The organism is Methylocella tundrae, from assembly GCF_038024855.1.
Classification (GTDB): Bacteria; Pseudomonadota; Alphaproteobacteria; order Rhizobiales; family Beijerinckiaceae; genus Methylocapsa; species Methylocapsa tundrae.
This window is the reverse complement of the sequence record NZ_CP139089.1, coordinates 576603-596599: the sequence shown is the minus strand read 5'-3', so window position 1 is coordinate 596599 and position 19997 is coordinate 576603. Positions and strand designations below refer to the sequence as shown.

The 19997-nt window shown below is 62.2% G+C and carries 22 protein-coding genes; 18 read left to right on the top strand and 4 right to left on the bottom strand.

Features of this window, described 5'->3' with window-relative positions; all coding sequences use genetic code 11:
* Positions 1-39: 39 nt before the first annotated feature.
* Positions 40-600, top strand: a complete 561-nt coding sequence (locus SIN04_RS05225; RefSeq protein WP_166795852.1) for a DUF2380 domain-containing protein — start codon at positions 40-42, stop codon at positions 598-600.
* A gap of 58 nt (positions 601-658) precedes the next feature.
* Here SIN04_RS05225 and pgeF read toward each other — a convergent pair whose 3' ends face one another.
* Genes pgeF through lgt form a run of 3 tightly spaced genes read right to left on the bottom strand, consistent with a single transcriptional unit; the run spans position 659 to position 3346 of the window.
* Complete coding sequence (gene pgeF / locus SIN04_RS05220) at positions 659-1435, bottom strand: peptidoglycan editing factor PgeF (protein ID WP_134486868.1); 777 nt, start codon at positions 1433-1435, stop codon at positions 659-661.
* Positions 1428-2531 carry a class I SAM-dependent methyltransferase gene (locus SIN04_RS05215; protein ID WP_341264269.1) on the bottom strand — a complete coding sequence of 368 codons (1104 nt, stop codon included), beginning with the start codon at positions 2529-2531 and terminating at the stop codon, positions 1428-1430. The genes pgeF and SIN04_RS05215 overlap by 8 nt, the downstream gene beginning before the upstream one ends.
* Entirely contained in the window at positions 2528-3346 is an 819-nt protein-coding gene (lgt, locus tag SIN04_RS05210) for a prolipoprotein diacylglyceryl transferase (RefSeq protein WP_134486862.1), read from the bottom strand. The genes SIN04_RS05215 and lgt overlap by 4 nt, the downstream gene beginning before the upstream one ends.
* 368 nt (positions 3347-3714) lie before the next feature.
* On the opposite strand from lgt, the gene SIN04_RS05205 reads away from it, so the two are divergent.
* The 6 genes from SIN04_RS05205 to SIN04_RS05180 all read left to right on the top strand — a co-directional run bounded on the left by SIN04_RS05205 (position 3715) and on the right by SIN04_RS05180 (position 8483).
* Positions 3715-3981: an accessory factor UbiK family protein gene (locus tag SIN04_RS05205; protein WP_134486859.1), complete on the top strand. Its 267-nt coding sequence runs from the start codon at positions 3715-3717 to the stop codon at positions 3979-3981.
* 373 nt (positions 3982-4354) lie between these two features.
* The gene (locus tag SIN04_RS05200) at positions 4355-4855 is read left to right on the top strand and encodes a YbjN domain-containing protein (protein WP_134486856.1); all 501 of its coding nucleotides are present in this window, start codon (positions 4355-4357) and stop codon (positions 4853-4855) included.
* Between the two features lies 1 nt (position 4856).
* Positions 4857-5678, top strand: a complete 822-nt coding sequence (gene proC / locus SIN04_RS05195; protein WP_134486853.1) for a pyrroline-5-carboxylate reductase — start codon at positions 4857-4859, stop codon at positions 5676-5678.
* A 2-nt stretch (positions 5679-5680) separates the two neighbouring features.
* On the top strand, positions 5681-6133 hold the full coding sequence (locus SIN04_RS05190; RefSeq protein WP_134486851.1) for a hypothetical protein: 453 nt from the start codon (positions 5681-5683) through the stop codon (positions 6131-6133).
* Between the two features lie 279 nt (positions 6134-6412).
* On the top strand, positions 6413-7153 hold the full coding sequence (locus SIN04_RS05185) for a TetR/AcrR family transcriptional regulator (RefSeq protein WP_134486848.1): 741 nt from the start codon (positions 6413-6415) through the stop codon (positions 7151-7153).
* Positions 7154-7466: 313 nt separating this feature from the next.
* Positions 7467-8483, top strand: a complete 1017-nt coding sequence (locus tag SIN04_RS05180) for a C39 family peptidase (RefSeq protein ID WP_134486845.1) — start codon at positions 7467-7469, stop codon at positions 8481-8483.
* 1 nt (position 8484) lies between these two features.
* Here SIN04_RS05180 and SIN04_RS05175 read toward each other — a convergent pair whose 3' ends face one another.
* Positions 8485-9006 (bottom strand): FxsA family protein, encoded by a 522-nt coding sequence (locus SIN04_RS05175; RefSeq protein ID WP_166795851.1) that lies wholly within the window; start codon positions 9004-9006, stop codon positions 8485-8487.
* 142 nt (positions 9007-9148) lie between these two features.
* On the opposite strand from SIN04_RS05175, the gene SIN04_RS05170 reads away from it, so the two are divergent.
* The 11 genes from SIN04_RS05170 to SIN04_RS05125 all read left to right on the top strand — a co-directional run bounded on the left by SIN04_RS05170 (position 9149) and on the right by SIN04_RS05125 (position 19979).
* A complete protein-coding gene (locus tag SIN04_RS05170; protein ID WP_341264268.1) occupies positions 9149-9883 on the top strand; it encodes a Tim44/TimA family putative adaptor protein in 735 nt (244 codons plus the stop codon).
* A gap of 27 nt (positions 9884-9910) precedes the next feature.
* Positions 9911-10972 (top strand): murein transglycosylase A, encoded by a 1062-nt coding sequence (locus SIN04_RS05165; RefSeq protein ID WP_341264267.1) that lies wholly within the window; start codon positions 9911-9913, stop codon positions 10970-10972.
* Complete coding sequence (locus tag SIN04_RS05160) at positions 10969-11577, top strand: Smr/MutS family protein (protein WP_134486837.1); 609 nt, start codon at positions 10969-10971, stop codon at positions 11575-11577. Before SIN04_RS05165 ends, SIN04_RS05160 begins: the two co-directional genes overlap by 4 nt.
* Before the next feature lie 78 nt (positions 11578-11655).
* A complete protein-coding gene (locus tag SIN04_RS05155) occupies positions 11656-12075 on the top strand; it encodes a metallopeptidase family protein (protein WP_134486834.1) in 420 nt (139 codons plus the stop codon).
* A gap of 159 nt (positions 12076-12234) precedes the next feature.
* The gene (gene leuD / locus SIN04_RS05150; RefSeq protein ID WP_134486830.1) at positions 12235-12840 is read left to right on the top strand and encodes a 3-isopropylmalate dehydratase small subunit; all 606 of its coding nucleotides are present in this window, start codon (positions 12235-12237) and stop codon (positions 12838-12840) included.
* 233 nt (positions 12841-13073) lie between these two features.
* Positions 13074-13151 carry a pyrroloquinoline quinone precursor peptide PqqA gene (gene pqqA / locus SIN04_RS20230; protein WP_134492293.1) on the top strand — a complete coding sequence of 26 codons (78 nt, stop codon included), beginning with the start codon at positions 13074-13076 and terminating at the stop codon, positions 13149-13151.
* Between the two features lie 43 nt (positions 13152-13194).
* A complete protein-coding gene (pqqB, locus tag SIN04_RS05145) occupies positions 13195-14094 on the top strand; it encodes a pyrroloquinoline quinone biosynthesis protein PqqB (protein ID WP_134486827.1) in 900 nt (299 codons plus the stop codon).
* Complete coding sequence (gene pqqC / locus SIN04_RS05140) at positions 14091-14855, top strand: pyrroloquinoline-quinone synthase PqqC (RefSeq protein WP_134486824.1); 765 nt, start codon at positions 14091-14093, stop codon at positions 14853-14855. Before pqqB ends, pqqC begins: the two co-directional genes overlap by 4 nt.
* Positions 14852-15136: a pyrroloquinoline quinone biosynthesis peptide chaperone PqqD gene (pqqD, locus tag SIN04_RS05135; RefSeq protein ID WP_423135994.1), complete on the top strand. Its 285-nt coding sequence runs from the start codon at positions 14852-14854 to the stop codon at positions 15134-15136. Before pqqC ends, pqqD begins: the two co-directional genes overlap by 4 nt.
* Complete coding sequence (pqqE, locus tag SIN04_RS05130; protein ID WP_134486821.1) at positions 15133-16254, top strand: pyrroloquinoline quinone biosynthesis protein PqqE; 1122 nt, start codon at positions 15133-15135, stop codon at positions 16252-16254. Before pqqD ends, pqqE begins: the two co-directional genes overlap by 4 nt.
* Before the next feature lie 206 nt (positions 16255-16460).
* Positions 16461-19979, top strand: a complete 3519-nt coding sequence (locus SIN04_RS05125) for an indolepyruvate ferredoxin oxidoreductase family protein (protein ID WP_341264266.1) — start codon at positions 16461-16463, stop codon at positions 19977-19979.
* The last annotated feature ends 18 nt before the right edge of the window (positions 19980-19997 follow it).

Genomic DNA, 19997 nt, shown 5'->3' with positions numbered 1-19997 from the left:
GGTGATTCTTGGGTTGAGGCCGATCATGGGAGAAAGCGAATGGATGGATTGCGGGATCGGATCGCCGGCGCCTGTCACAAGGCAACGCGCGAGGCCACGCGGACGTCAGCCATTTTGGCTCGATGGACGCTCATAGCTTTCGCGCTCGCCTCTAGCGATAGCGCGGTCGCGGCGGAGCGGAGCGACCCCACCGCCGTCGGGGTGGCTGAGTTCAGCTATGTGGACACTTCTGGGGAAGAACGCGATCAGCGCGCGGACCATGCGGCGCGCATCGCCGCGTTTTCGGAGACGCTTCGCGCTTCTCTTACTGACGGCGGCTCCCGCGTCGTGGCGCCGCTCACCTGCCGCGAAGTCCCCTGCTCAACGCCTGAAAGTCTCATCGAGAGCGCGCGTCAGGCGCGCGCCAGAATTCTGATCTATGGCGGCATCCATAAAATGAGCACGCTCGTGCAATGGGAGCAGCTCAATGTCGTCGACGTCGATGACGGAAAGCCTGTCTTGGCGCGCCTTCTGACCTTTCGCGGCGATAATGACGAGGCTTGGCGAAAAGCCGCGCTCTACACCGAAAATCTGGTTAATGAGATGATCTCGACGCGCTGATGGCGCGGCTCGACCCGAATGCGGGTCCAAAAAGTCAGCAACTTTACGGCGTCATGCCCTAAACCAGCGCGATCGCCGAAATCTGGCGGCCGTAGTCGGGCTCCTGCCTGTGCACCGACCGCCGGTAGGAAAAGAACTGCTCGGGCTCGGCGTATGTGTCGCGGCCAAGATCCTCGAAGGCGCCGACGCCGGCCTGCCGCAGGCGCAGGGCGATAAAGGCCGGGAGGTCGAACATGAAGCGGCCCCAGTTCTGCGACGGCCTGAAGAAGTCCGCATAGGCTTGGGCGGTCTCGACAAAACGATCGTAAAACTCCGGCCCGACCTCATAGCTGTTCTGGCCGATCGCCGGTCCCAGAGCCGCGATGATCGAGGACCGCGATGCGCCAAGGCCTTCCATGGCGAAGAGGGTCGCTTCGAGCACGCCGGTCAGCGCGCCCTTCCAGCCCGCATGGGCGGCGCCGATCACCCGCGCTTTGGCGTCGGCGAAAAGGATCATGCCACAATCGGCCCCGGTCACGCCAAGCGCGACGCCTGGCGTCGAGGTCACAAGGCCGTCGCAATGCGGACGCCCTTCAACGGGGCCCGAAATGACAAGGACATCCGGCGAATGGACCTGGTAGGGTACGATGAGCCTCTCCGCATCGACGCGCAGAACCGCCGCCATCCGGCGCCGGTTTTCCGCCACCGTTTCCGGCGCGTCCCTCGATCCCACTCCGCCATTGAGGCTGGCGTAGACCCCACTCGATACGCCGCCCCTGCGCGTGAAAAACCCATGCGAGACGCCGGCGATCTGCAACACAGGGGCGAACAGGGCATCTGCTTTCAACTCATCCATTGCTTGCCTCTTCGAAGCCCGGCGGCGGATCGAACTCGCGCCGGGTCACGGCGAGGACTTTGAAAAGTCGCGCCATGTCGGTCGCGCGATCGAGGCCCGGCCCCTCCCCCGCAAGGCGTTCCCGCGCCGCGTCGATGGCCGCGCTTTGCGCCGGACTCGCATGATGCTTCAGCATCGCCGCGCGCTCGAATATGCCAAGGCGGGTCAAAAACCGGCCCTGCTCCACGGGGCCATGTACGGCGGCGCCCGCCCCCCGCGCGGAGCGCATAAGGCCGGAGAAATTGACATGGGTTGTAAGGTCCGCCTCGCCGGGATCAGCCAAAGGATCGACGAATTGATGCGCGCGCATGGCCTGCAGCGTTTCGCCGCGCGCCGGCTCCGTGTAGCCATAGTCGATCGCGAGCAGCGCGCCGCCCTGGGTCACGATCCGCACCGCAAGCTGCGTCATCAGGCGCGCGGCGGCGACGCCGACCTCCAGAATGTCGTCGGGCTCGCCGCGGGCGGCGATCGCAGTTTCATGGGCCACTCCAAGGCCAAAGGCGAGACGCCCATCCTCGTCGAGGCCAATGAGCCTTTCGCGCCAGCCGCCATCCCGATGAACGTAATGCCGCACCGGAAGAGCGTCGAAGAATTCATTGGCGATGAAAATGGCCGGCCCCGGAGGAACCTCGTCGACGCTCGCATGCCAGACGACCTTGACCCCACGCCCTTCCAGCGCCGCGCGCTGGGCTTCGCGCAGCGGCAGGCTGATCTCGACCAGGTGAACTTCGAGCGCGGCGAGAAAATCAGGCGCGACCTTCACGGCGCGCAACGCGTCGGCCATCAATGTGCCGCGGCCAGGACCAAGTTCAACAAGACGGACGGCCTCAGGCGCCCCCATGAGGCGCCAGACTTCGACGCACCAGAGTCCGAGCAGTTCGCCGAACATCTGGCTGATCTCCGGCGACGTGATGAAGTCGCCCTTGGCGCCGATCGCCTCTTTCGATCTGTAATAGCCATGAACGGGATGGCTCAGCGCCAGCGTCATATACCGTTCGAGGCTGATCGGACCACCTTCGAGGATCAATTCGCTGAGGATGGTTTCGAGCGCGGTCATGCGAGCGCCGCCTTCTGACGGGCCGTCCGCAGGATCAAGACAACCCCCACAGCGATCAGGGGCAGCGACAGCAGCATTCCCATGGTTGCTCCTCCGAATAGAAAGCCGAGCTGAGGATCGGGCTCACGAAAAAATTCGCAAATAATCCGCGCGACGCCGTAACCCACCGCGAAAATGCCGGTGACGAGGCCCGGGCGACGCAGCGCGCCAAGCCGCACGGCGATAAATAAGATAAGGAACAGAACCACGCCCTCAAGCGCCGCTTCATAGAGCTGGCTCGGATGGCGAGGCACGGGGCCGGCGCCGGGGAACGCCATCGCCCAGGGAACGTTGCTCGAGCGGCCCCAAAGCTCCGGCTTGATGAAATTGGCGATGCGGCCGAGGAAAAGCCCGATCGGAACGACGGCGCTGACCACATCGCCGAGGCGCAGCACAAGAATGCCGCGACGGCGCGCGAGGACGTAGACCGCGACCACCGTTCCCGCGAAGCCGCCATGAAAAGACATCCCGCCCTGCCAGACTTTGAAAACATCAACTGGATGGTCGAGATAAAAGGCCGGATTGTAAAACAGCACGTAGCCGAGACGCCCGCCGAGGATGACGCCGATGGCGGCGTAGACGAGAAGATCGTCGATGCAGGTGGCGTCGGGACGTGGCGAGGGCCCCCAAAGTGACGGCCGCCGAACGAGATATTGCGCATAAGCCCAACCGATGACGAGCCCGGAGATATAGGCGAGGGCGTACCAGCGGATCGGAAAAGGCCCGATCGAAATCAGCACCGGATCAATGACGGGATAGGCGATAACAAATGGCATCTGCGCTCCGAAGTCGTGGCGTGATGCGACGTCGGCGCCGCCGCGTCAAGCTGCACGCCGGTCCCGCGGCAAAATCGTAACGACCCCATGTCAGGGGCTGCAAGCCGTGCTAGATCGTGATTCTGCCGGAGAGCCGGCGGCGGCCGCTGTTGGCGCCGGACGCTAGAGTGTGACGCCGAAAAGCGGAACCGGCTTTGTGACGACTCATGCTCTAACCTATTGATGAGAGACGGACTGAGACTTTTGACGCAATCGCATTGTGATTCCGGCCAAACTCATCCGGCTCCAGGACAAGCCGCAGGACGTCACGGCTTCGAAGTCGAGGCTGGCCGCCTTCACGCCGGAGCGCGGCCGATCGGAGGACAAAAATGGCTCAGAACAAGGTTTTCGAGGATTTGACCCGCCTGATGGCGGATGCGACAGAGATGGCGCAGGGCGTGCGGCGCGAGGCCGAGACCGCCATGAAGAGCCAGCTCGAACGGCTGCTCGCGACGATGGACGTCGTGACGCGCGAGGAATTCGAGGCGGTTAAGCAAATGGCGGCCAAAGCGCGCGACGAAAACGAAAGGCTGAGCGCACGACTCGCGGCTTTCGAGGCTGAACTCGCTCAAAAAGCCAAAGCAGCGGGCAATTAGAGCGTCGCGGCCCGCATTTTTATCGGCGCGCCCAGAAGCTCGCGCAAGAGTTGCTTTCGGGACAAAATCGGTCTTTTCGCGGCCGAATCGCGATTTTAAGGGCGTCTAAAGCGCCAAAAGACGGATTCTTATCTTTCGCGAAACTGCTGGGGCGCTGCCCTGGGGCTTGCTAGGCAGGGGACAACCACCCCCCGCCCAGTTGCGCAGGGACGCCACCTTGTGATTCCTTCGTGTTCAGTGATCGAACGGGGTTTTTGAGTCGGCGCCGCGGCGCCAAGCCACCGCTCAATGTTTGAATGCGCGTCGCCGCGCCGTGCCGTCGCGTCCGGGAGTGTAAATGCTCCCTGGCCGCATTGTCTTCAAAGGCCCTGGAATGTCGCTTTTGCAATTCGAAGCCGTCCGCTCGGAACATCCCGTGGATCTCATCGAGAGGCTGGCCGCGCATAATCAGTGGCCTTTCGACCGCGACGAAGAGGATGAAATCTCCATTACCGTCGCGGGCAGCTGGACCGATTATAATGTCGCCTTCACCTGGCTCGAGGATCTTGAGGCGCTGCATGTCGCCTGCGCGTTCGACCTCAAGGCGCCGTCGGCGCGCAAGGCCGAAGTCGTTGCGCTGATCTCGCTCATCAACGAGCAATTGTGGCTTGGCCATTTCGACATCTGGCCGGACGATGGCGTCGTCATGTTCCGCCACGCGATTGTTCTGTCCGGCGGCGCCGAGCTCAATGGCCACCAGTGCCAGACCGTCCTGACCAGCGCGGTGCGCGCTTGCGAGCGCTATTACCAGGCGTTTCAATTCGTCGTCTGGGCCGGCAAGAACGGCCGCGAAGCGATCGAGACGGTCATGCTCGAGACCAAGGGCGAAGCCTAGAATGACGATGACGCAGAAGCCCCGCTTTCCCGCCTCTCTGGTTCTCGCCGGCGCCGGAAAGATGGGCGGAGCTTTGCTGCGCGCCTGGCTCGATCGGGGCTTTGACCCCGCTGGGCTTTATGTCCTCGATCCGAACGCGAGCGAAGATATCGCGGAGCTTTCAGCAAAGAGCGGCTTTGCGCTGAACGCGCCGGCGCAGGCGCCGGAGGTGCTCGTCCTTGCGATCAAGCCGCAGGCTCTCGATGAGGCGAGATCGCTCGCAGCGCTCGCGGGGCCGCAAACGCTGGTCATCTCGATTCTCGCCGGCAAGACGATCGCCAATCTCGCGGCGCGGCTGCCGGACGCCGGGGCGATCATCCGCGCCATGCCGAACCTTCCCGCATCCGTCGGTCGCGGCGTCACCGGGCTCGCCGCCAGTGCGGGACTGACCGAAGCGCAGCGCGGCGCCGCCGAAGCCCTTATCGGCGCGACCGGAGCGTTCGAATGGGTCGACAACGAGCGCCTGATCGACGCCATCACCGCCATCTCCGGCTCGGGGCCAGCCTATGTGTTCTATCTCGTCGAATGTCTTGCCGAGGCGGGCGCGGCTCTTGGCCTGCCTGCGGAGGTCGCCGCGCGGCTGGCGCGCGCGACTGTTGCCGGCGCCGGCGAATTATTGTTCCAAAGCGAGAGTTCTGCCGCCCTCCTGCGCGAAAGCGTCACCTCGCGCGGAGGAACGACCGCCGCGGCCCTCGAAGTGCTGATGGCGGACGATGCGCTGGCTCCTTTAATCCTGCGCGCCGTCAAGAAAGCGCGAGACCGGGCCGAGGCGCTCTCCGGCTAGCCATGACGCCAAATCCCGCCTTGGCTCTTCGGTTTGCGATCGTCTTCACGACTATGCTGACCACAGGGCTGACGCTCTTCGCGTCCTCTGGCGTGAGCGTCGCGGCGGATGCGTTTCTCAGCTTGCGCGCGGCGACGCCAGGCGCCTTCAATTACGCGCGGCTATCCGACATCCAGGTTTTTCTGGACGCCAGTCCGACCCGCTGCAGCGTGCTGCTGACTGATGGTCTGGAGATCAAGGCCTTTCAGAAATGCGCCTCGATCACCGAGCATCTGGAACAGATCGGGTTGGTGACATTCCCGAACGCTTTTGGCTCGGTTCTGCTCGCGCCCTCATTCGTCTCGAGTCTCATCGCCACCAATAATGGCGGATGCCGGCTGAACCTCAGAAACGGCAGATGGGTTCCTGTCAGCCTCTCCTGCGACGCCGTTCATGACAAGCTGTCGCATCCCTGACTTTCCCTTTCTGACCGAGACATTGAATGGCGCGAACCACGGCTTCGCTCCCGCATCAAAATGATGCGGCAAGCGTCTGAACTGATGGCATGTCTTGAAGTTATGCAAAAAGAGAGCGCCGCCGGCGCAAAGCGCCGCGCGGACGGGGCGAGCCCTTGGAAGCGGCGTCCACACCCGCTAGACTGATCTTGGGGAGCGCAAGGCTCTCGGGTAAAGCCGCTGACCATCCGACTGCTCGCTTTGCGGGACAGCAGTTCGGCGTTCAGCCGGGAGGCGACGATGATCGATCATAAAGAAGACGTCGGGAAGAGCGGCGCTGGCGACAAGAGCGCCAAAGATATCAAGACGACGCCGAAGGATCCGAAAGACGCCATTCTCGAAGCGCTGGTGGAGCTCGCCGGCGAACGCGAGTGGAACGACATCACGATTTCCGACATCGCCGCCAGGGCCAATGTCTCTCTCTCGACCTTCCGCGATTTTTTCCCCGCGAAGGGCGCGATCCTTCCGCTTTTCTTCCGCAAGATCGACAAGGCGGTTCTCGAAAGCGGCGGCGACGAGCTGGTTGGCGAGCCCGCCAAGGAACGTTTGTTCGACGTGTTGATGCGCCGTCTGGACGTTTTGAGACCCTATAAGCTCGGGGTGGAGGGGATTTTTGACTGGACGCGCGGCGATCCCATCGCCGCCGCGGCGGTCAATCGTCTTACCGTCAATTCGATGCGCTTCATGCTGGAAGCGGCTGGAATTGATACGGAAGGCCCTGTCGGCGCCATCAAGCTGCAAGGGCTGGCGCTCGCCTGGGCGCGCATCCTGCCGATCTGGTTTCGCGATGACGACGCGGGACTCGCCCCGACGATGGCGGCGCTCGACCGCGAATTGACCCAAGGCGAACGGCTCGTCGCCCGCGCGGAGGATCTGAACCGTCTCGCCACGCCGCTGCTGACGCTGACGCGTTCTCTCTTCGAGCGGCGTCGCCCAAGTCCGACGCGCGCCCACCCAATGAAGGAGGACGCCGACGGCTAAGGGACGCGGAAAAATTTCGCCGAAGGCCCGCGAACGCAGTCCCTTTAGATCACGATATGGGCGCACTTTTAGGGTCGCGGCGTCCCGTTTCGCTGGATCGGGCGCCTTGTGCCCAACCGCACGGCGCTTTCGAGCGCAAGCGCCTAGCTTTGCCGCGTCCGCTGTTCCAGCACGGCCTGGAATGGCGCGAACAATGCAAAGTCCGCGGATGCGCTGCTTCTCCTGACGTCAAAGCATCAACGCCGACGCGGATCATTCTGAAGCGGAAGCGTCCGGCCGGCGGGGCGGCGCATGACGTCACGGAGGAAGTGCGATGGCGAGCTTTGAACTTCCGAACGGGGACGGACAGAATTTCCTCACGAACTCCAACGGAGAGCGCGTTGTCTGGCTGCACGTCGGCTCTCAGATCCTGATGGATTTCGTGACGCCGGCCGGCGCATCATCGCCTGACCGACGCAATGTCATCTCGCCCTTGCCGAGCGTTTCCGTTGCAGTTACAGCTAGATCCACAGCAACACTCAGCTTTTCCATCAAGGCGAGCGCGGCTCAAGCTCTGACGCTCGAGGGTCATGACGCCAATGGAGACATCAAGGCGAAGCTGGCGGTGTTCGCTGGGGATTTCAAGAATCAGCCGGGCATGGAGATAGATCTGCTCGCGAATGCCTGCCGCGGGTCGGACCCTGTCAAAATCGCCAAAATTCAGCATCTTCTGATGGGTTTTGACGACAACATCTTCGATCAGAACAATAGCGCAAATAAAAAGAAGTTCGGACCCATGATGTGCGGCGCGGTCGCCAAGGGGCGCTCGCAAGAACTGTTCGGCGACACCAGCCTGCTCTTGTACGAAAAGCCCTATCATGAGCCGCTTGACGCCGTCACGGAGCGCTACGACGTCAAGTATAAGTCAGACACGATCGCGAGAGTAAGGCTTGCAATCAAGGCTTTGTTGGCGAAAGGCGTGCCTGTTCGCGTCGGCGTTCTTGATTCTCCGGTCGGCATGCATGTGGAACATCACAAGATCATCGCCTGGTATGCTGGAGGACATACCGTCGTCATCGTCGGCTGCGACAAGTCGGCGTCGGAATTTCTCTATATCGACCCTTGGGGCGGTGGTTCGAAGATGAAATATGAGGGCGGCATCGCCGGCGCCGCTCCCTCCGTCGAATGTCCCTATATGGGCATGTTCATCGCACAATCGAACGGAACGCGACGGGTCGAGGCTGTCGATACGGACGAACCTAACGTTCTCGTCCAGAAATGGACGACCTACGGATCGTTCAGCAGCGTTGGCGGCAATTATCTTGAGATCGTCTCCGGACCGCCTATCTGAGCTACGCGCCCTGCGGCGGCCGCGGCCGCGCTTTCGTCGCTCTCAATTTAGGCTGAGGCGCCGCGGCCCCAGGGTTGTCCAGTCGCGACCATTCCTGCGGATCGAGATCGACGAGCGCCGGACCGGCTTTGCGCCCGCCCTGGCCACGGCTCGTGCCGCCTTTTTGAATTCTGTCGCTCAACCACCCCCGCACCGAGGGCGCGGCCAAAGCAAGGCCAAAGAAGTCCGACACAAATCCGGGAAGAATCAACAAAATCGAGCCGACGCCGACGAGCGTGCCGTCCACCACGGCCTCACGCGACAGGCCGGCTTCCTCATGCGAGCGCGTCGCCATCGCCCGGCGCAGCCTGAAAGCGGTGGAAAGACCGAGGCGCCGCAGCATCGCGACGCCGACAAGGCTGGTCAGCAGGCAAAGGAACATCGCCCCGCCGAAGCCGGCCGCATGCGCGACGACGGCAAAGGCGACGATCTCGGCGACGAGCCAAAGAGCCATATAAAGCGGAAGCCGGGCGCTGAGGCGCATTCGAAAGCCGTTCAAGTGAGTGGAAGGTCCGCCGCCGCCCGATCTGGACTTTAGCGATCCGCCTTCCCAGATACGAATATATGATAAGGATAGACTGGCGGCGCAACTGGCCGCGACCGGACCTGGGGCGTCAAGCGCAACGATGCAAAATTCTTTTGATTTGACGACGATCATTTTCGCTTTCCTCGCCGCTTTCATCGTGTGGAAGCTGCGCAGCATTCTCGGCACGCGCACAGGCGAGGAGAAGCCGCCGAGAAACCCCTTCATAAATGACGCGCGCGGCGCCGCGCCGCGAGCGGCGGGCGATTCCGAGGCAAAAATCATTTCGCTGCCGGGAGCAGCGGCGCCGAACGCCGCGCCGCCCTCGACGGTTACCCCAACCGATACGGCCGAGCGCTGGAGGCCCTATGCCGAGCCGGGCTCCAAAGCATGGGTGGGCCTCGACGCCATAGCAGCGGCCGATCCGTCTTTTGCGATCAAGCAGTTCCTCGACGGCGCCAAAGCCGCTTATGAAATGATCGTGACGAGCTTCGCCGATGGCGACCGGCAGGTTCTGCAAAATCTTCTCGCCAAGGACGTCTACGACAGCTTCGCCGCGGCCTTGAGCGAGCGCGAAAAGCGCGGCGAAAAGGTCGAGACCACTTTTGTCGCCATCGACAATGGCGGCATTGGCGACGCCGCCCTGCGTGGCCGCATTGCCGAGATCGCGGTGCGCTTCTCCGCCCAGATGATTACCGCGACGCGCGATTCGACCGGCGCCGTGATCGAGGGCAGCGCGGACAAGGTTGTCGAAATCAATGACACATGGAGCTTCGCGCGCGATGTCGGCTCGCGCGATCCGAATTGGAAGGTCGTCTCGACCGGAGCCGGGCATTGACGGGCGCCTGATTATCGCTTCGCGCTCATGCCAACAGGAGCGTCCCTCAATTACGGCTTCTCGCCTCTCGCCTTCGCTGATCTGCGCGGATTCGCGGAGGACGACCATGCTGACGCTTTCGCCGTTTTTCAACGCTCCTGCGTCCGCGTCATCGAGGGACGGCCGAGCTTGCGCAAAGCCGTCGCGCCCTCGCCCGCGCTCATCGAGATCTGCCGGCGCGCCCTCGCGCCGCGCTCGATCGGGAGGCGCGAAGCACGACAGTTTTTCGAGCGGCATTTTCGACCGTTCAGGGTCACACCGCCGCACAACCCCGCGCCTTCCGGTTTCTTCACCGGCTATTATGAACCGATCGTCAACGGATCTTTGAGTCCTTCGGCCGATTTTGCCGCGCCGCTTCTATCGGCTCCCGGGCCTTTGTCTGCACGCTTCCCTTTGCCGGATCGCGCAGCGATCGAAGCCGGAGCGATTGCTGATGGGGCGCGCCCGATCGTCTGGCTGCGCGACCGCGTCGAGGTGTTTTTGATTCAGGTGCAGGGCTCCGCCCGCGTGCGTCTTGAAGACGGGCGATCGCTGCGCCTCGTCTATGCTGGCCGCAATGGGTGGCCCTATACGTCGATCGGGCGAATCCTGATCGACACCCGCGAGATCGCCCAGGACTCCATGTCGCTCGCCGCGCTGAAACAATGGATTCGCGCGCATGGGCAACGTCCGGGCGAAGAAGGCGCCGAACTGATGCGCCGCAATCAATCCTATGTTTTCTTCGCTCTCGCGCCGGACCTCGATGCCGAGGCGGGACCGATCGGCGGCGCGGGGCTGAGCCTTACCCCTTTGCGGTCACTCGCGATCGACCGGGACATCTATCCTTATGGCGCCCCGATCTGGGTCGACGCCGACATCCCCGGGGCTCTGCCCGAAGGACGCCTGCGACGCCTGATGATTGCGCAGGACACCGGCTCTGCTATTGTTGGACCGGCGCGCGCGGACATTTTCTTCGGATCAGGAGATGAAGCGGGCGCGCGCGCCGGCGCCGTTCGACATGCCGGCGAATTCATTGTTTTTCTTCCCGTCGAAGAGGGTTCGCTCCGGTGAAGGAAAGCGCTTCGTCTTTCGGCAAGGGCCGGCTGCGCCTGTTGAGCGCCGAAGAAATCTCGCTCTGGCTGGCGGTGACCAAATCGGTCTCGCCACGGCCCTCCAGCGTTCTTCCTCAGGCGCCTGCTCCGCCAGCCGCGAACGGCGCCGGCGTCAAAGCGCAGGCTCCCCTCCAGCTGGCGAGCAAGCCCCCGCCGAAACAGCCGCTCGCCGAGCGGGCCAAAGCCCCGCCGCTGGCGCCGCTGGAGCGCAGGCTTCGGCAAAAACTCTCACGCGGACGCGTGGCGCCGGACGCAGTGATCGATCTGCATGGCCTTCGCCGTCAGGAGGCTTTCGTCGCCCTGCATCAGTTCCTGACGCGAGCGCAGCGCGATGGCGCCAAACTCGTTCTCGTCGTGACCGGCAAAGGCGGACGCAGCCTCCCGGCCGACAGCGGCGCATTTGACGATGACTCGTCTGGCGTCCTGCGCAGGAGCGTGCCGCAATGGTTGCGCGGTCACGAATATCACACGATCGTCGTCGGATTCGAGGAAGCGTCGCGGCCGCATGGCGGCGCAGGAGCGCTTTATGTGCGCATCAAGCGCCGCCGCCCCCTGCACGAGTAAGCTGCCTCTTTCCGCGAGGATATCACCGCATTATACTGTAAATATTAAATATTCCTGTCCCAACGATGAGAGCTGCCGATGACTTCCCGCAATCTCGACTGGACAAATATTGCCGCGCCCTCGATCGAAGACTTCGATCTGATAGCAAGGGACGCGTTCGCCGAACTGCCGGAAGAGTTTCGCCGTCTGTGTGAAGGCGTCATCATCCGGGTCGAGGATTTTCCCGACGAGGAGACCCTGAAAGACATGGATTGCGAGACCGAGTTCGACCTGCTCGGGCTTTTTCGCGGCCGCGGCCTCGCGCAGGGCGCCTCCACGCTCCAGACTGGGCAGTTTCCCAATATGGTCTGGCTCTACCGCCGCCCGATCCTCGATTTCTGGGCTGACCAGGAGGATACGCTAGGGGCAATCATCACCCATGTGCTGGTGCACGAGATCGGGCACCATTTTGGGTTGTCGGACGCGGATATGGAGGCGATTGAGGAGTCGATGCGCTGAAGCGTCAGATTTCGGGCCGCTGGCGTTTGCCTGCCGCAGAACGCTTTGATAAGAGCTTCGGATAAACGCTGGACGCCCGCGCGCCAGGCGGGAAAGCGCAGCAAATCCTTCGGCGCGCCCTCATGGAGGCGCCGCCCGCAGGCGATCAGGACGAACACAATGGAAAAATTCACTTCCCTCAGCGGCGTCGCGGCGCCGCTGAAAATCACCAATGTCGACACCGACATGATCATTCCGAAACAATATCTGAAGACCATCAAGCGGACCGGCCTCGGCAGCGGACTGTTCGCGGAATTGCGCTATAATGAAGATGGTTCAGAAAATCCGGATTTCGTGCTGAACAAGTCCGCTTATCGCAACGCGAAGATCCTGGTCGCCGAGGATAACTTCGGCTGCGGCTCATCGCGCGAGCATGCGCCTTGGGCTTTGCTCGATTTCGGCATCCGCTGCGTGATTTCGACAAGCTTCGCAGATATTTTCTACAATAATTGCTTCAAAAACGGCATTCTGCCGATCGTCGTCGCACCGGAAGACCTTGAAAAGCTGATGGATGACGCCGAGCGAGGCGCCAACGCCACTCTGTCCATCGACCTCGAATCGCAGGAGATTCGCGGACCGGACGGCGGCGTGGTCAAATTCGACATCGACCCCTTCCGCAAGCATTGCCTGATGAACGGGCTGGACGACATCGGCCTTACCCTCGAGAAGGCCGCCCACATCGAATCCTATGAAAAAAACTCCGCCGCGGCGCGCGGATGGCTCTGAAAGGCTCCATCGGGCGCGGCTATGGTTTTCATCGAATATAACGTCGCGCCCAGGAAATGAGCTTTAATCCCCTCAATATCAAAGGGTTGGCGCCCAAAAACCGCAGATGTCAAAAAAAAATGCGTGGCGAGATGCCACACGCGATGTTATATGCGTCTGGAACGGGCTGAGACCTGTTCAAGGTAGGAAACTTTAACTCGGCTCAATGCCCGGCAATTCTAAGGAGGCTTAATATGGCTTGGTCAACCCCCGTCATCACAGAAGTTTGCGTCGGCATGGAAGTCACCAGCTACGCTTCTGCTGAAATCTGAAGCTTGAAGCTGAAGCTTCTGTAAACGCTGATCGGCTCGCGCCTTGCGCATTCTCGTTCTCGGCTCGGCGGCGGGCGGTGGCTTTCCGCAATGGAACTGCAACTGTCCCGTCTGCCAACTTGCATGGAGCGGCGATAAACGCGTCAAGGCGCGCAGCCAGTCCAGTTTGGCGGTGAGCGCTGACGGCGAGCGTTGGGTTCTTCTCAACGCCTCGCCTGATCTCCGCCAGCAAATCATCAATTCTCCGGCGCTGCATCCGCGCGGCGCCAGCAGGCAATCGCCGATTTCGGCGGTCTTTGTCACCAATGGCGACATCGATCATCTCGCTGGTCTTTTGACGCTGCGCGAACAACAGGCTTTTACGCTGTTCGGCAGCCACGCGACCTTGGCGCAAGTGGCGAACTCGAGTGTTTTCGGGGTTTTGAATAAAGCCCTGGTCCAAACCCGCGCCGTGGATCTCGAGTCCACCGTCGATACGGGCATCGGATTAAAAATCACGCCCTTCGCCGTGCCCGGCAAGATCCCGCTTTATCTCGAGGAAGACGTCGTGGACGTCGGCGCCGAAGGCGAATCGACCGTTGGCCTCGAAATCAGCGACGGAGCGAAGAGCTTCTTTTACGTTCCCGGCTGCTCCGACGTGAATGAGCGCGTCTTCAAGCGGTTGCAGGGCGCCGATCTCGTTTTCTTCGACGGCACGACCTATACGGACGATGAAATGGTGGCCCTCGGCCTTTCGCCGAAGACGGCTCACCGCATGGGCCATGTCGCGCTGAGCGGAGAAAACGGCTCGCTGGCGCGTTTCGCCTCTAGCGGAATCGCCAGAAAAATCTATGTGCACATCAATAATACGAATCCCATTCTTATCGAGGATTCGAAAGAGCGCGAAAGCGTCGAAAAGGCAGGGTGGGAGGTCGCCTATGATGGCATGGAGGTCAAGCTATGACGGATGATTCGGCAAAACTGACCGCCGAAGAATTGGAAGCGCGGCTGCGCCAGGTCGGCGCGGAACGCTACCATAATCTGCATCGCTTCCATCGCCGCCTGCACAGCGGCGGCTGCGCCTATGAAGAGGTGCAGGCCTGGGCGCTGAACCGCTACTATTATCAATCCATGATTCCGATCAAGGATGCGACCGTGCTGACGCGTCTCTCCAATGCGGAAGACCGCCGGCAATGGCGCAAACGGATCGAGGACCATGACGGCCTGCGCGAAGGCGACGGCGGCATCGAGCGCTGGCTGAAGCTCACCGACAGCCTCGGATTTTCACGCGACTATGTGATCTCGACGGAGGGCATTCTGCCCGGAACGCGCTTCGCTGTTGAAGCCTATGTCGAATTTTGCCGGACCCGCAGCGTGACCGAAGCCGTCGCCTCGTCTTTGACGGAATTGTTCTCGCCAAACATCATTGGCGAGCGTGTCGCCGGCATGCTGGCGCATTATAGCTTCGTCAGCTCCGAGACGCTCGCCTATTTCTCGCAACGTCCCCCGCAGGCCAAGCGCGACGCAGAATTCGCCCTGAATTTCGCCGTTCAGCACGCCAAAACGCGCGCCGATCAGGACCTCGTCGTCAAGGCGCTCGAGTTCAAATGCTCGGTGCTGTGGGCGCAGCTTGACTCTTTGTGGAGCGCCTATGTGGAAGGTGCGGTCCCTCCCGGCGCTTGGGAGCCCGGCTCAGTCGCCAAGGCGCGCGGAGAAGCGGCGTGAACGAAACGGCGCAGACGAGCGGCCTGATCCCGCGCATGCCGCGCGGCGTAAGATTGAAGCAGGATGAGACTCGGGGCGAATGGCTGCTGCTCGCCCCCGAGAGGGTTGTGAAGATTGACGCGATCGCGGTGGCGATCCTGCAGCGCGTCGATGGCGAGACGACGATCGAGACGATCGTCGATGATCTGGCGGCGGCTTACGCAGCCGATCGTGCGCGAATCGATGCCGATGTGCGCGCCCTTTTGAATGGTCTTGCCGCCAAACGCATGGTGGACCTATGAATGCTCCGGTCAAAACGCCAAATCCTGTCGGCCTTCTCGCCGAACTGACGCATCGCTGCCCGCTCGGCTGCCCTTACTGCTCCAACCCGCTGGAACTCGACGCGCGCGCGGACGAGATCGACACGGCGGCGTGGAAGAAGGTGTTTTCGGAAGCCGCGGCTCTCGGCGTCCTGCACGCGCATCTGTCCGGCGGCGAGCCCGCCGCGCGGCGTGATCTTCTGGAAATCGTCGCGCATTGCGCGTCTGTTGGCCTCTATACCAATCTCATCACGTCGGGCATCGGCCTGACGCGGGAGCGCGTCAAGGCGCTTGCCGACGCGGGGCTCGATCACGCCCAGCTCTCTATCCAGGATTCGATCGGGAAATCCGCCGATCGCATCGCCGGCTATGAGGGCGCCTTCGCGCGCAAGCAGGCGGCTGCCGGCTGGATTATCGAGGCTGGTCTGCCGCTCACGGTCAACGCCGTCATTCATCGCGCCAATATTTCCCGCGCCGGCGAGATGGTGAAACTTGCCGTAGCGCTCGGCGCAAGGCGCGTCGAGATCGCTCATACGCAGTATTACGGCTGGGGCATGGTCAACCGGGCGGCGCTGATGCCGACGAAAGCGCAGGCGGACGCTGCGATAGCCGAAGTTGAGGCGCTGCGTGAGACCTACGCTGGCGTCATCGTCATCGACCATGTGATTCCAGACTACCACGCGCAATATCCCAAGGCCTGCATGGGTGGCTGGGCCAAACGGACGCTGAACGTCACGCCCAGCGGCAAGGCTTTGCCTTGTCATGCCGCGGAAACGATTCCAGGACTGGAATTCTGGAATGTGCGCGATCATTCCCTTGAGGACATCTGGTTCCGATCGCCGGCGTTCAACGCGTTTCGCGGCACGGAGTGGATGCAGGAGCCCTGCCGCTCCTGCCCCCGCAAGGAGATCGACTTCGGCGGCTGCCGCTGCCAGGCGCTCGCCCTCACCGGCGATGCGCGCGCCGCTGATCCCGTCTGCCACCTCTCGCCCCATCATGACAAGGTGGCCGCGATTGCCGCACACGCCAGCGAGGAAGAAGCCGCCACCGAGGCTCCTTACGTCTATCGCGCCATAAAATCGCCCCTGCCAGCGGAATAAGCTTCCTCGCTGGCCGGTTTCCGCCGGCGCGGCGCGCATCAGCGGTGGAAAACTCGGCAAAGCCGCTTCGATCAGCGCCTCATAGGGACCCGAGGCTTTGCGCCCTTACGTGACAATGCTCTAGAATCTTGGCAAGCGCACTGTCCCGGCCTATAGGTTGGACGATGCAGTTTGGCTGGCGGGCCCCCGGCAGGAGAAAAAGAGCGATGGCGGAGGTGGTGAAAGGCCCGCTCGATCGCATCGTGGAGCCGAAGCTCATTTCTGCCGCCGACGTCTCCCTCGCCGATAAATATGACCTCGCGAGACAAAGAGTGTTTGTCTCGGGTCCGCAGGCGATCGTCCGGCTTTTGCTCATGCAAAGGGAACTCGACCGCCGCGCCGGATTGAAGACGGCGGGGTTCATCTCAGGCTATCCCGGTTCTCCCCTCGGCGGCCTCGACCATAATTTCCTGCGCGCGAAAAGCGTGCTGGAGCCGAACGACATTCTGTTTCAGCCGGGCCTCAACGAGGATCTCGCCGCCACAGCCATCTGGGGCTCGCAGCAAGCCGAGATGCGCGGCGAAGGCGCTTTCGACGGCGTTTTCGGGCTCTGGTACGGCAAAGGCCCCGGAGTCGACCGCAGCGGCGATGTGTTTCGGCACGTCAATCTCGCTGGCGCGTCCAAATATGGCGGGGTTCTCGCCCTGATGGGCGACGATCATACGGCCGAGTCCTCAACGACCGCGCATCAGTCGGAGTTCAACTTCATCAACGCCATGATGCCTATTCTCTCGCCGGCGGGCGTGCAGGAGATCATTGATTACGGGCTTTTTGGCTATGCGATGAGCCGCTACGCCGGCGTATGGGTCGGCGTGAAGCTCGTGAAGGAGACCGTCGAATCGACCGCCTCGATCGAGGCTTCGATCGACCGCGCAAGGCCCGTCACGCCGGCTGATTTTGTCATGCCGCCCGGCGGCCTCAACATTCGCGCACGCGATCCGGTCCTCGAACAGGAACGAAGACTGCACAATTTCAAGCGCGACGCAGTGCTCGCCTGGGTTCGGGCAAACCGCCTGAACAGGATCATCACTTCGGGCGGGACCAATGCAAAAATTGGCGTGATCGCCGCGGGCAAATCCTATCTCGACGTGCGCCAGGCGATGGACGAACTCGGCCTCGACGAAGTCGGCGCCAATGCGCTTGGCCTGCGCATCCTCAAGATCGGCTGCGTCTGGCCGCTCGAGCCCATCGCCTTGAGGCAATTCGCGCAAGGACTCGATCTCATCATCGTCGTCGAGGAGAAGCGTTCGCTGATCGAGGCGCAGTTGCGCGAAGAACTCTACGGATCGCCAAACCAGCCGACGCTGATCGGTAAAAAGGATGAAAACGGCCGCTGGCTGTTTCCAGCCGCTGGCGCTCTTGACGCGAATGACATCGCCATCGCCATCGGGCGTCGCCTGCTGCGCGCCAATCGGAGCGAGAGGCTCGAGCAGCGCCTCGAGGCGCTTGAGCGCGCGCAGGCGATGCTCGGCTCCGGCGAGACGCTTCCGGCGCGCTCACCCTATTTCTGCTCTGGCTGTCCCCATAATAGTTCGACGCAGGTGCCGGACGGCATGCGCGCTTATGCCGGCATCGGCTGCCACTATATGGTCCAGTCGATGGACCGCGCCACCGAGGGGGTTACCCAGATGGGCGGCGAAGGCGCCAATTGGGTCGGCGAAGCGCCTTTCTCTAAACGCCCGCATGTTTTCCAGAATCTTGGCGACGGCACCTACAATCATTCCGGCATTCTCGCCTTGCGCTTCGCCGTCACGGCGCGCGCCAACATCACCTATAAAATCCTCTTCAACAGCACGATCGCCATGACGGGCGGCCAGCGGCTCGAAGGCGACCTTTCGGTGGACCGCATCGCGCGGCAGGTCGCCGCCGAAAACGTCGCCCGCATCATCGTCGTGACGGATGATCCAGAGAAATATCCGGCCAACCTCAAATGGCCCCCCGGTCTTTCCGTCCGCCATCGCCGCGAACTTGACGAGGCGCAGCGCGAACTCGCCGCCGTTTCGGGCGTCACCGTGCTGATTTATGATCAGACATGCGCCACCGAGAAGCGCCGGCGCCGCAAGCGCGGCGAATATGCCGATCCCGAAAAGCGCGTCATCATCAACGAACTCGTCTGCGAGGGCTGCGGCGATTGCGGCGTGAAATCGAATTGCGTGTCCATTCAGCCTCTCGAAACTGAATTCGGGCGCAAGCGTGTCATTGATCAATCAAGCTGCAACAAGGATTTTTCCTGCGCTGAAGGCTTTTGTCCTTCCTTCGTGACCGTTCACGGCGCCACGCTCAAAAAAGCGTCGGGGCGGCAGGATTTCGACGCCCCGGCTCCGCCGCGTCCGCGGTTGCCCGCGATCGGGCCGCGTCCTTATGGCATTCTCGTCACCGGAGTCGGCGGTACGGGAGTCGTGACCATCGGCGCCATTCTCGGCATGGCCGCGCATATCGAAGGCAAGGGCTGCGGCGTCATCGACATGGCAGGGCTCGCGCAAAAGGGCGGCGCCGTGATGAGCCATGTCAAGATCGCCCAAAATCCCGCCGACATTCACGCCATTCGCGTCGCCGCCGGCGAAGCCGATCTCATTCTCGGCTGCGATCTTGTCGTGTCGGGGTCGGCTCAGGCGCGCGCCGCCATCCGCAGAGGCGAGGCTGGCGTCGTCATCAACACCGCCGAAATCTACCCCGGCGAGTTTACGCGCGACGCCGATTTCACTCTGCCAAGCGCGGCGATCAAACGCGCCATCGAGCAGGCCGCCGGCGATGGCGCGCACTTCATCAACGCCACCGGAATGGCGACAGCGCTGCTCGGCAATTCGATCGCGGCCAATATGTTCATGCTCGGCTACGCATGGCAGCACGGTTTTGTGCCCCTTGACGACGCATCGCTGCTTCGCGCCATCGAACTGAACGGCGAAGCGGTCGAGATGAACAGCCAGGCGTTTTTGTGGGGGCGCCGCGCCGCCGCGGATATGGAGGCTGTCGCAGCCTTCATCGGCGGGCTGGGTCGGAGCCCGCTGGCTCCAAAGGCGACGCAAACGCTCGAAGAACTCATCGCGTCGCGCGCCGCTTTTCTTTCGGCTTACGAGAACGCCGCTTACGCCAGGCGTTACCTGTCCACGGTGTCCTTCATCAAAGACGCTGAGCGCGAACGGACCCCTGGAAGCCTGGAATTGACGCAAGCGGTCGCGCGCGCTCTTTTCAAACTGATGGCTGTCAAGGACGAATATGAGGTCGCGCGGCTCTATACGGACGGGAGCTTTGCAAAGCAGGTCGCCCAAACCTTCGAGGGCGATCTCAGATTCGAATTCCATCTCGCGCCTCCCATTCTCGGCCGAAAGAACGCCAGAGGCGAAGCGGTCAAGACGAGCTTTGGCCCCTGGATGATGACGGCGTTCAAAGCGCTCGCACGGCTGAAGTTCTTGCGCGCAACGCCGTTTGATATCTTCGGCTATACGGCGGAGCGTCGGCTGGAGCGCAAACTCATCGCCGATTATGAAATATTGCTCAATGAGATCGTCGAAAGGCTATCGCCCGACAATCACACGCTCGCCGTCGCGCTGGCGGAGGTTCCGCAGAAGATCCGCGGCTTCGGGCATGTGAAGCTGCGCAGTCTCGAAGCCGCGAAGAACGAAAGCCATGCCCTGCTCGACCAGTTTCGACAGGAAACGAGATCGATGAAAATCGCGGCGGAATAGACCGGACCCGTCCGGCGC